Origin of the sequence: Flavobacterium panacis, assembly GCF_024649945.1 — a bacterium.
GTDB lineage: Bacteria > Bacteroidota > Bacteroidia > Flavobacteriales > Flavobacteriaceae > Flavobacterium > Flavobacterium panacis.
On the sequence record NZ_JANKMS010000006.1, the window covers coordinates 76786 to 88117 of the forward strand.

Here is an 11332-nt window from a genome sequence, read left to right on the forward strand (position 1 = left end):
ATATAAGCCAAAATATTTTTTTTATGGAAAATCAAAAATTTGAAGCCGAAACATTTTCTCTTTTAATCCCTTCTGTTTACACCAATATGCAGGTGGTTTGGGAAAGCATTCGAGCGGCTCACGAACTGCCCAAGAGTGATTTTTTGTCGTATGCAACGACAACGCTTATTCCTGTAGCATTTTTTAATGAATTTACTGGAGATACTCTTGTTTTACGCTACTGGGAATCTTGTAAACACGAAGACCAAGAAACGAAGCTGTTAGAGGAAAAGGAAATTCAATTAGCAGGGCATACATCAAATATTCAGATGTTGAAATCAAACGATGGTCTCTTCTATTATTATGCAATTGTCCAAATAAGCGATGAATTTTGCTATATTTTTAAAGGCGATTGTAAAATAAAAAATAGAAGTTTTTATGAACCTCTTTTTGAAGAAATATGGAAAAGTCTTGAATATTTTGGAAATCCTAAAGAAGCAATAAATAAACTTCCTCAATTTTTACTTGATCTTTATTATCATACAGAATCAGATAAAAATTTAGATTTTGATGATGAAGAAGAAAACGACATTCCCCCAATTATAGAAGAATTTTCTATTCCAGAAGACGGCAAAGAATATTGGAAAATAGATGATATTGAATTACAGTTTTTACCAGAATGCAGTGCTTCTGTAAATGGAACTTTGTATGTTAATCTAGAAGGGATTATTCCTGAATTTGATGAAGAAAAACACAGTTATATAATTGATTCCTATAATGGAGCTGTAGGATTAAATTTTTCTCTTAGTCAAATATACAATCAAGGAATGCCTACTGGAATAATTCCTTTTGAAAAGGGCAGGGACGAAAGTTACAATCATTATTTATGGGATAGAGGCTTTAATTATTCGGTAGCTTTTACTGGCCATGTTACTTTAAAAGAAGGATGGGTAGGATTAACAGGTTATCTGGAAGATAAATGGGATCCTAAAAGATATAAAATAAGTGTAGCTAAAAAAATAAATGTAGAAGAATTAGAATGGGAGAAGTATGATTTTACGTTGCTTAAAGAATTAGAAAAGACATCACCTAAAATCGTACGCCAACTGAAATTGAAAGATCCAGATCCAATTGAATTAAGAGAAGAACTTCATTCATTAGTTCATTTAGAATCACTTTCTATTCAGTTTTCAAATGATAGCAAAGAAGCCGAAGCTTTTACTGAAATTCCAACACCAATAAAATATATTAAGAATTTAAAAAGTCTACATCTTTGGGGAATTTCAGCAGTTACGAAGTTCCCAGAATGGATTGGAGATCTTCGTGAATTGGAGCATTTATTATTAACAGGAAGTAAAGTTGAAGGAATTCATCCCTATACCTTACAATATCTTTCAAAGCTTAAATATTGTTATCTTGAAAACAACAGTTTAGAATCTGCGCCTAAGTCAATACCAGATAATTTGGAGGTTTTGCATTTAGAGGGCAATCAGCTTACAGATATTCCAAGTTCTTATATTCAATTAGAAAATCTCAGAAAACTGCATATTAGAAATAATCCTCTTAAATCACTTCCTGCGGGACTTGAAAATATTCCAGAACTCGATTTGGAATTAGAGAAGAAAATGATTTTACTGGATTATACTTATAAAGGAGCTGACAATAGTGGCGTCATACCTTATAACGACGAATTGTTTTATGCTCGAAATGATTCGGACTTAAATTCAAATCTTCAAAAAGCTATTAAAAAAACAGATTTTCAGGAATATGAAAATGGACTTTCTAAAATAGCACGTCATGCAGTAAATTTTGTTACTACAACTCCAGATTCTTATAATGAATTGGGGAATACCCGATTTGGAGGTCTTCCAGATTTACCTGTAAATGTAGAGTATCCGACGGTAACAATCGATGAAGAAAAGAAAGGCTATCAATTTATTGCTCAGATGAATTGCGCATCTATAGCGAGTTTACAAGATTATTTGCCTCGAACCGGAGTGCTTTATTTCTTTATTAATGATCAAGAGGATTTTACTCCGAAAGTTCTTTATTATGATGGAGAAAAGGATCATCTAAAATCAGCAAAAGAATTAAATTTCGATGAAGAGTTTATCTATGATGAAGGTGGTATTTATAAACCATTTAAAACTGATTCGGCAAAATGTGTAAGTCTTCCATCATTCTATAATGATGAGCATTATTATGAAAACATTGCACCCGAATTAAAAGAATTAGAAGAACAATACGATGAAACCGAGGCTTTGCAGAAGGTACTTTTGCCTTTTAAAACAAACTCTTCTCACGGAATTAATAGTTATGTTTTCAAGCAACATGATTCGCCTGAAATAGAAGCAGTAAATACACTGAAAGGAAAACCAGAAGAATGGATGGTATTATTACGAGTAAGCAGTGATAATAACACAGGATTCTCATTTTGGGATGCAGGCGAAATTTATTTTGTCATTCATAAAAGTGATCTTGCTAAGAAAGATTTTTCAAATGTGTATTGCGGATTAGAAACGAGTTAATTTATTGGTGAAATATGGGTGAAGTTTTTGGCCTTAGTCTTTTTCGAGGTGATTTTTTAAACAAAGAAAATCAAAGATCAGCTTTTACAATAGCAGATCTTTTCAGAGAATTGGAAAATGATTTGACTGGCGATTGGTTAGGAATAAATCTAATAGAAGGCAAGGAATTAGTCCTAACAATTAAATCAGAGGATTCTTCTTTTTTTTTAGAAAAAGGCAGCGAACAATTAAAATTTAAGTATGATGCTTTGACAGACCAAACCAAGATACAGGCTGTTTTTATGACTTCTAGATTATATTATCTCTTGATAATATTAACTTATCTCGGAAAAGAATTGACTTTGATTTGTGAAGGCGAGACACCATTTTGTACACCACAAAATATGGAAAGATGGAATGGGAAAGGAAATTATTGTTATGTCAATGTGCTTGAAATTAGTCATATTTCTGCTTATATAACGCAACTGGTAAATCAATTTAAAAATTGGAAAGAATATTGGGAAATTAAACTGTTTATAGAAAACTACGCTATAATAACTTTTAATAATCATACACAGTCTGATGGTTTTTATAATTTGGAGCAAGAATATTTTTCAGCAGAAAGTGAAGACAATTTTTATTATGATATAACATTAGATGTTTGTATACAGAAGCTTGATGAAGTTGCTGTTTCTTTGAATAGAGAGGGATTCACACATCTATTGACAGCGTTTCAACCCATGCATAAGTCATTTTATAAGTTTGAAGTGGTTTTGAATGGTTGTCATAATCTAACTGAAATGGTGAGTGAGTTTTTATCATCAGATTTTAATAGTAACAAACGGATGGAGTGTATTGATGTGGTTGTTGAAAAAGATAGTTCAATAACGATTAATAGTTACTTTAAAATAGTTAATGAAGATGAAAAGATATTTATAACAGATGAAGATTTAGAAAAGGGCAGCATTTACTTTGACAAAATCTATAATGAAAAACTATTCAAGTATTTAGCTTCATTGATTGCAAAAAACTTTTGTCCTTGCACAATAGGAGGATATCATTATCAGGAGATTTTTTATCAAAAAGAAGAAGATAAATTGGCTTTGGAGCAATTGTACAGAGATGATTCTATAGAGTTGACGTTTGTAAAAATTACATAGATAACTATTGACTGTAAATCGATTTTGCCTTAAAGAATATTTTAAATATGAAAAATAAATTAGAAGAGTTAGAAAAAAGTCTACAGCCTTTTGCAGTAGATTCTAATATGACTGGAAATAACCTTTTAGTTTTTCCTAAAGAGTTTCAAGAAGTTCATTCTTATAAAATTTTTGGAAGTAATTTGTTAGCGATTCCTGCAAGTTTAATAATGGAAGGAGATGATGAAGAATTTGAAAAACCATTTCGTTTTCTTTCGGGGCAAGATGAACTTGATACTTTTGAAAGTGAATTTAGGGAAGATGTTCCAGATGAATTTATTCAGATTGGAAATCTGTATGAAGTAACAGAAATAGTTCTTCTCAATAAAATTCGTAATACGATCCATATTTTTCATGTACAGGATGTTTTTGATTCGGAGTGGATGAAATATAAACTGGAAAAAGAGATTTGTACGCTTGATGAATTTATTAATGCACTGAGACCTCAAACCGTTTCTTGTTTTATGAATCCATCCAACTATTCAGAATATGACATTTTTGAAATCAGAAATGAGACAGAAGTGTTTTGCAAAACAACTTCTACAAAATATTCAGATCAAGAGAATACATGGGCAGCTTATTTTAAACTTGTAGATGAAGCAGTTGCAAAGGGATATGAAATTCATTATGCACCTCAAATCGTTATTGAAAAGTTAAACTAGAATTATGGAAAACACACTTCAAAAATTAGATCAAAATTTGTCTTCTCTAAGATCAGAATTTTATAAAACCTTACAGGAACCAGTAAACGATACAGATATAGATTCTCTAGAAAAGAAATACAATATCGTTTTACCAGAAGATCTAAAAGCACTTTATAAATGGAAAAACGGACAGGAAAATAGTAATTTTGAATCGTTTGTAAATAATTCCATGTTTATTGCTCTGGATGAAGCTCTTGATATCGCATCTGAAAATACCTCAATGATTGGTTTTGATTTTGAAATTGAAAATTGGTGGAACGCAAAATGGATTCCTTTGTTTCATAATGGAGGAGGAGATTACATCTGTTATGACTGTGGTGGTACTTTCACAGGAAACGCTGGACAAATTATTGAATTTTGGCATGCAGATAATGACAGGAATATCATAGCTCCAAATCTTGAAGCCTTTCTTTCTCAATTAAATTCTTATTTTGAAAAGAATGAAACTGCAGCTTTTGATGAATATTTTGAAGTTGAAAATATAGAAGGATATCCAAAGAAGTTTATTGTTAGTTAATTTAAATGCATCTTACTACATTAAACTTTTATTAACAAAATGTGATTGGTCATTGGTTTATATTTGTAGGAAACAAATTAATTTTAAGAGTCTTAGAACCTATGAAAATCAAACTTTTAAAAATCTCTTTTTTACTTATTCTACTTTTTTCTATAAAAGGATACAATCAAAACGTGAAGCTTTTGAATATCGATCAGCTTAACGAAAGAATTAAAAACGGAAAAGACAGTACTTATGTGGTCAATTTTTGGGCAACGTGGTGCGCGCCTTGTATAAAAGAATTGCCTCATTTCGAGAAATTAGCAGCAGAACACAAATCGGAGAAATTGGCTGTTTTATTGGTAAGCTTGGATTTTAAATCTAAATTGGCTTCGAATGTAGTTCCGTTTGTAAAAAAGAAAGGTCTTAAGAATGAAGTTTTTCTTTTAAACGAAAGCGATCCACAGCAGTTTATTGACCGAATTGATCCGTCATGGTCAGGAAGTATTCCTGCAACGCTTTTTATTAAAAATGATAAACGAAAATTTGTTGAAAGTGAATTTACCTACGAACAATTATTAACTGAATATAAAAAACTGTAAATCATGAAAAAAATAATCTTATTACTGACTCTGGCATTTTCTGCTTTTTGGGCTCAGGCGCAAACAGCTACAACCCTAAAAGCAGGTGACAAAGCACCAGATTTCAAACTAAAAAATGTAGATAATAAAGAAGTTTCTTTTGGAACTTTTAAAGATGCAAAAGGGTATATCGTAGTTTTTACTTGTAATACTTGTCCATACGCAATTGGTTACGAACAGAGAATTATCGATTTAGATAAAAAATTCAGACCACAAGGATATCCTGTAATCGCAATTAATCCAAATGATCCTGAAGCTTCTACAGCCGATACATTTTCTAAAATGCAGGATTTAGCAAAAGAAAAAAAATACCCTTTCCCATATTTGTTTGATCCGGGACAAAAAATCACTGATGAATACGGAGCAAAACGTACACCACATGTTTTCATTATCTCTAAAACTTCAAAAGGAAATGTGGTAGAATATGTAGGCGCAATCGACAACGATCCGGAAGGCAATAAAGCAGATAAAGTAAAATATGCTGAGGATGTTATTGCAGCTTTAAAAAGTGGTCAAAAACCAACTGTAACGCAAACAAAAGAAATTGGATGTACAGTGAAAAGAAAAGCAAAAGCTTAATTTTTTTAGTTTCAAGTTTCAGGTTTCAAGTTTTATTTCGTTATGTTAACTTGAAACCTGAAACCTGAAACAAAAAATAATATAAAATACGAAACGCCCCAATTGCTTGGGGCGTTTTTGGCTAATATAATGAACAAGTTACTTTCTATTTTTTATCAATTTTGTAAAGTCTTCCTTGATCGGTAACGGCGTATAATGCTTCATCTTTTCCTTGTGTAATATCTCTAAATCTTTGTCCTTCTCCGGCCAATAATCGTTCTTCTCCAGATACTTTATTGTCTTTAAAAGCTAAACGGACAATATGCATGCCACTTAAAGCGCCAATGAATAAATTATTTTGCCATTCTGGAACTCGGTTTCCTGCGTAAAAAGTCATTCCACTTGGAGAAACTACTGGATCCCAATAATAAACAGGCTGTTCCATTCCTTCTTTTTGTGTAATTCCTTCACCAATTTTTGCTCCGCCATATTCAATTCCGTACGTAATTGTTGGCCAGCCATAATTAGCTCCAGCTTTAATTCGGTTAATTTCATCACCACCTCTTGGACCGTGTTCACTTTGCCACAATTCTCCAGATGTTGGGTGAATTGCTATTCCCTGTGGATTTCTATGTCCAATAGTATAAAGTTCTGATAAAGCCCCAGTCTGCGTAAATGTAGGATTTCCTGGTGCTGCTTGTCCACTTGTTGTAATGCGGACAATTTTACCTAAACTGCTCGTAACGGCTTGTGCTAAAGGACGAGTTTCTAATACAGATCTTTCACCAATGCTTACAAATAAATTCCCAGTTTTATCAAACAACACGCGGCCTCCATAATGAAGTGTACTTGCATTAGGTGTGTTAGAACGATAAATAACGGTTACATTTTCAAGAGCAGTTTCATTGTCTGATATTCTGGCTTTCGCTACAGCGGTAATATTACCACCAGCAACTGCTTCAGAAAATGCCCAATAAATCATTCGGTTTGTAGCAAAAGAGGGATCAAGACAAATTCCGAGTAATCCACCTTGATCAGCAGGATTTACTGCAGGAACGCCTGTTAAAGCATTTCCAATAACTCCAGCTTGAGTTACAATTTTTATCTTACCTGCTTTTTCAGTTACCAAAAGACGCCCGTCCGGAAGATAAGCAACTCCCCAAGGAGCACTTAAACCGCTGGTGATTACTTTAGATTCAATTTCTGTAGTTGTTTGAATGCTTCCGGCACGTGTCTGTCCAGCAAAAGCTGGTTGATATGTTGTATTGGCAGTACCTGTTTCTACAGGTGGTCCTGTTGGTCCTGTGTTGACATTGTCGTCGTTATCGTTGTTGGAACAACTGCTTAAAGCTAAAACGCCAACAAGAAGAAAAATACTTTTTTGAAATATCATAATGCTTTCATTTTAATGGTTAAAAAATAGATTTTGCCTTCCCGAATGTCTCGAAAATGAAAATTATTTTTTAGAAATTCATTAAAAATGAAATGGTCAGTTTCAAATGAAATTCTAGATTCTATTTTCAGTTAAGATTGCCTAAAGGTTTTCACAAGTAAAAGAATTTCAAAATAGAAATTAAACTTCTTTTTGGAAAGCATTTAGTGGGACATGCTTAATTTTAACGGAAAATTGTTACAAAATATTGCCGAAAAAAATCAGATAATGTCCTTTTTAAGGAAACTTACTATTGAAAATGAAAATAAAAAATAGGCGTAGGTCTTAATTTTAAAGGGATTTTTAGAGACTTTTTAGCTTCTTCATAAAAACAGGAAAAACTTCATTTAATTCGTCAAAAAGTGGATTTTTGCGATTTTTAATTTTGATTTCACTGAATAATTTTAATCCTAAAGCAAATTGAACAGCCTCAGATTCATCTGCAAAAATGTTCTTTTCTTTGATTCTTTCTATGATTCCGAAAATCTCATCGTGATTGTCAAATTCGATTCCTAATTCTCTTGCAGGTTCGGTTTCTCCGTTTGCGTATTGTTTAAGACTTAAGGTTAAGTAATATTTGTTTGATCTTTTTTCCATAATTTTTGTATGTTAAATTTTATTTAAGCCATTTGTCAACCATGACTTTAAAGGCTTCTTTGTATTGTTCGCCAACTGTAATCTCTATTTTATCGATGAAAATCGAATTTTTACTAATGGCACTTATTTTATCTAATGCAACTATAAAGGAGCGATGTACACGCATAAATTTTGATGAAGGAAGTTTTTCTTCTAATGCTTTCAGAGAAATCAATGATAACAAAGCTTTTTGTGAATCTTCCAAATGTACTTTTACATAATCCTTCAAACTTTCGATGTAACAAATGTCTTTTAAAGAAATTCGAACCCATTGATATTCGACTTTTAAAAAGATAAATTCATCATCTCCTACAATGTTCTGGATTTGATTGTTATTGGCTTCTTCATGCAGTTGTAAAACTTTACTTGAAGCACGAAGAAACTCTTCATAACTGAAAGGTTTTAAAAGATAATCTACTGCATTTACTCTATAACCTTCAATAGCGTAATGATTGTAAGCCGTTGTAAAAACGATTTTTGGAAGAGGACCAGGCTGGTCTTGTAAAAGTCTCGCAAGTTCCATTCCCGTTAAATTAGGCATATTAATGTCTAAAAAAACGACATCGGGTTTGGTATCGCGAATGATTCCCATTGCTTCAACAGCATTGTCACAAGTGGTTATTAATTCTAAAAAAGGAGTTTGTTCTATAAACGTTTCTACCAATTTTAAAGCTAATGGTTCATCATCTACTGCTATACATTTTAATACCGTCATTGCTCTAGATTTATTTTTAATTTAACTTTATATGTTCCGTGATTGGTAACTCCAAATGTGATATAATGCTGATCTGGATAAATCAGTTGTAATCTTCGTTTGGTATTAGTTAAACCAATTCCGCCTACATCAGAAACAGCTGTTTTTTCGAAGAAAGTGTTTTCTACTTCAAATTCCAGATTGCTTTCATTTTGTGTAAGCTTAATATGAATTTCGCTTTTATCCGTAGCATGAACGCCATGTTTAAAAGCATTTTCTACTAAAGGTAATAATAACATTGGAACAATTGGATAATCGTGTATGTTTTCAGGAATGTCTGTAATAATGGTGAGTTTACTATTGGCACGAAGTTTCATTAGCGCAATAAAATCACGCATAAATTCGGCTTCTTTCAGTAATGTTGTTTTTTCTTCTGTACTGTACAGTAAATAGCGCATCATTCGGCTTAAAGTATGAAGCGCATTTCGCGAATCTTCAATATCAGTATAAGTCAGCGAATAAATACTGTTTAAGGAATTAAAGAAAAAATGCGGATTGATTTGTGCTTTTAACATCGCCAATTCGGCCATGGTTTTGTCTTGTTCTAATTTCTGTTTGTGTTGCGCTGCTTTTTGCCAATGTTGTAGCATGGCCCAGCTTGTACTGATTCCTAAAACCAATAAAGTCAGTGTAAAAACGTAATTGTCGAAATAAGGATTTTTGTATTTTCTAAAACCAATAGCTTTACTAATTTGGTTATGAAGATCTGTTTGAGAAGTATAAAAGTAAGCGATTAACTGCAGTGTAAAAATGGCAAGAAAAGCCCAAAGTAAGTATAAAGAAGTATTGTCGTTAATAATGGTTTTTGGGACAACAATTTTTGCTGTAGAATAAAAAGTAATGATTAACAAGACCAATATGATGCTTTGCCAAATCCAAAATGTTTGAGGAAGTGCAACATTCCAGGTTAAAGGAATGTAAAACAACATTAAATATCCTAGAAGCAACCATCCAAGAATGTGGATTCCGGTGAATAAGTAAGGTCTGAAAAAGGTGGGTGTCATTATAATTTATAATTTTAAAGGCAATATTACATTTTATTTACGTTCGAATTTTAAGCAATCGTCCAACTCCGATTTAGAATCTCTAAAAAGCATTTTAGAGCCGATAAGATAAAAATTAAACACTTGTTTAATATTTTAAAAAACTCCATCGGTTCTAAGGTTACCTTTATCGATTCTCTTAGGGTTTTCGTCTATTTGAAAATTTTCGTTTGTAATATTTTAGTTCTTTTGTTGTCATATAATAGATAATCACACATTTTTCACAATGAATAAGCAATCATTTTTAAGTATTCTGGCAGCATCAATTGTTATCGCTTCTTGCGGTAAAAATGACAAGTCGGCTCAGGCTGGCGGCGCGCCACAAGTAAAAGAGTATAAGACTGTGACATTACAGCCGGAATCTGCTACACTAAACAGCGATTTTCCTGCTAGTATTCAGGGACAGCAAAATATAGAGATCCGCCCAAGAGTTGAGGGTTATATTGATAAAATTTTTGTAGATGAAGGAGCAGTTGTAAAAGCTGGACAGCCTTTATTTAAAATTAGTGCTCCAGAATATGAGCAGCAAGTTAGAACCGCAACAGCGAGTATTAAAAGTGCTCAGGCAGATTTAAGTGCGGCAAAATTGGCTGTAAATAAAGTAAAGCCACTAGTTGAAAAAGGAATTATCAGTAAGTACGATTTAGAGTCTGCACAATATACGTATGAGTCAGCTTTGGCAGCTTTGGCTCAAGCAAACGCAGCTTTAGTAAATGCAAAAGTAAATTTAGGATATACTACAGTAACAAGTCCTGTAAATGGTGTTGTTGGTTCAATTCCATTTCGTTTAGGAAGTTTAGTAAGTTCTAATACAACTGAACCTTTAACAACGGTTTCTAGTATTGGTAACGTGTATGCTTATTTTGCAATGAATGAAAAAACTTTATTGAATTTTACTAAAGATTCAGGAGCTTCATTAAATCAAAAATTAAAAAGCATGCCAGCTGTTTCATTATTACTTTCAGACGGTTCTGCTTATGATCTAAAAGGAAATATTGAAACCGTAAACGGACTGATTAATACTGAAACAGGTACAGTAAATGTAAGAGCTCGTTTTCCAAATCCAAAAGGAATTATCAGAAGCGGAAGTAGTACTACAGTTCGTATTCCAAAAGATGTAAAAGACGGTATTATTATTCCTCAGAGCGCAACATTTGAACTTCAGGATAAAATGTTTGCAGTAGTTTTAGGAAAAGATGGAAAAACAAGAAATGCTAATATCACAGTACTTGAAAATACAGCTGGAAATTATTATGTAGTAACGAGTGGTTTACAAGCGGGAGACCAAATCGTATTAGAAGGAGTAGCTTCTTTAAAAGAAGGAACTGAGATTAAAGCCCAAAATCAAAGCCCAGAAACAGTTTACGCCGATTTAAAATAAAA

Annotated in this window: 11 protein-coding genes; 7 read left to right on the plus strand and 4 right to left on the minus strand. The window is 32.5% G+C overall.

Annotated features, from left to right (window positions below; genetic code table 11):
• Positions 1-23: 23 nt before the first annotated feature.
• The 6 genes from NQQ59_RS14005 (at position 24) to NQQ59_RS14030 (ending at position 6105) form a co-directional block, all read left to right on the plus strand.
• A complete protein-coding gene (locus NQQ59_RS14005) occupies positions 24-2507 on the plus strand; it encodes a DUF1963 domain-containing protein (RefSeq protein ID WP_257698320.1) in 2484 nt (827 codons plus the stop codon).
• Positions 2508-2521: 14 nt separating this feature from the next.
• On the plus strand, positions 2522-3646 hold the full coding sequence (locus NQQ59_RS14010) for a hypothetical protein (RefSeq protein ID WP_144219518.1): 1125 nt from the start codon (positions 2522-2524) through the stop codon (positions 3644-3646).
• A gap of 47 nt (positions 3647-3693) precedes the next feature.
• Positions 3694-4347 carry a hypothetical protein gene (locus tag NQQ59_RS14015; protein ID WP_144219519.1) on the plus strand — a complete coding sequence of 218 codons (654 nt, stop codon included), beginning with the start codon at positions 3694-3696 and terminating at the stop codon, positions 4345-4347.
• 4 nt (positions 4348-4351) lie between these two features.
• Positions 4352-4906 (plus strand): SMI1/KNR4 family protein, encoded by a 555-nt coding sequence (locus NQQ59_RS14020; protein WP_144219520.1) that lies wholly within the window; start codon positions 4352-4354, stop codon positions 4904-4906.
• Between the two features lie 101 nt (positions 4907-5007).
• Complete coding sequence (locus tag NQQ59_RS14025) at positions 5008-5487, plus strand: TlpA family protein disulfide reductase (RefSeq protein ID WP_144219521.1); 480 nt, start codon at positions 5008-5010, stop codon at positions 5485-5487.
• 3 nt (positions 5488-5490) lie between these two features.
• On the plus strand, positions 5491-6105 hold the full coding sequence (locus NQQ59_RS14030; protein ID WP_144219522.1) for a thioredoxin family protein: 615 nt from the start codon (positions 5491-5493) through the stop codon (positions 6103-6105).
• Positions 6106-6250: 145 nt separating this feature from the next.
• Here the strand turns inward: NQQ59_RS14030 and NQQ59_RS14035 are convergent, their stop codons facing one another.
• The 4 genes from NQQ59_RS14035 to NQQ59_RS14050 all read right to left on the minus strand — a co-directional run bounded on the left by NQQ59_RS14035 (position 6251) and on the right by NQQ59_RS14050 (position 9910).
• Entirely contained in the window at positions 6251-7477 is a 1227-nt protein-coding gene (locus tag NQQ59_RS14035) for a PQQ-dependent sugar dehydrogenase (RefSeq protein WP_144219523.1), read from the minus strand.
• Between the two features lie 342 nt (positions 7478-7819).
• Entirely contained in the window at positions 7820-8113 is a 294-nt protein-coding gene (locus NQQ59_RS14040) for a DUF3861 domain-containing protein (protein WP_144219524.1), read from the minus strand.
• A 19-nt stretch (positions 8114-8132) separates the two neighbouring features.
• On the minus strand, positions 8133-8867 hold the full coding sequence (locus NQQ59_RS14045; protein WP_144219525.1) for a LytR/AlgR family response regulator transcription factor: 735 nt from the start codon (positions 8865-8867) through the stop codon (positions 8133-8135).
• Positions 8864-9910 (minus strand): sensor histidine kinase, encoded by a 1047-nt coding sequence (locus tag NQQ59_RS14050; RefSeq protein ID WP_257698323.1) that lies wholly within the window; start codon positions 9908-9910, stop codon positions 8864-8866. The genes NQQ59_RS14045 and NQQ59_RS14050 overlap by 4 nt, the downstream gene beginning before the upstream one ends.
• 265 nt (positions 9911-10175) lie before the next feature.
• On the opposite strand from NQQ59_RS14050, the gene NQQ59_RS14055 reads away from it, so the two are divergent.
• Positions 10176-11330, plus strand: a complete 1155-nt coding sequence (locus NQQ59_RS14055; protein ID WP_144219527.1) for an efflux RND transporter periplasmic adaptor subunit — start codon at positions 10176-10178, stop codon at positions 11328-11330.
• Positions 11331-11332 lie beyond the last annotated feature (2 nt).